This window comes from Pelosinus baikalensis (assembly GCF_020819555.1).
Taxonomy (GTDB): Bacteria; Bacillota; Negativicutes; order DSM-13327; family DSM-13327; genus Pelosinus; species Pelosinus baikalensis.
Genome location: NZ_JAJHJB010000153.1, coordinates 1 through 543 on the forward strand (window position 1 = coordinate 1; position 543 = coordinate 543).

A 543-nucleotide genomic window follows, 5' to 3' on the forward strand; every position below is an offset into this window, starting at 1 on the left:
GGGGTGGACGTATAGCGCGTCCACCCCTTTATCTTTATTGGTATAAATTGTATAATAAAAATCATAAAGTCAATTCACAGTAAATTGTTAAAAGAGGGGTGAGTACATGATGCACATTGATTCTTTAATGTGGCTTTTGCCAATAACGTTTATGTTTCATGACTTCGAAGAGATTATATTTTTACCATTATGGTTGAAAAAAAATAAAGATTATATTATTAATAAATATCCACGGATAGGGAAAAGGATTTTTTTAAGATTTGAAAGAGTATCTTCTGCTTCTTTTGCAATAGCTGTTTTTGAAGAATTTTTAATTCTATCTGGATTAACTTTTCTATGCGTGGAATATAATTATTATTCTTTCTTTGCGGTACTAACAATAGTCTACCTTATTCATGTAATTGGACACATTATTCAATCTCTTGCCTTAAAAAAGTACATCCCCGCAGTAGGAACTGCTATACTCACCGGAATATACAATGTTTATACAATATATATCCTTAATGTTTTAGATTATTTAAACTGGAAATTCATATTGGTTAC

At 29.8% G+C, this 543-nt stretch carries 1 protein-coding gene; it reads left to right on the plus strand.

Annotation, left to right across the window (positions count from 1 at the left end):
- Positions 1–106: 106 nt before the first annotated feature.
- Positions 107–543: HXXEE domain-containing protein (locus LMF89_RS25555; protein ID WP_229537605.1), on the plus strand; the 437-nt coding region annotated here is incomplete at its 3' end.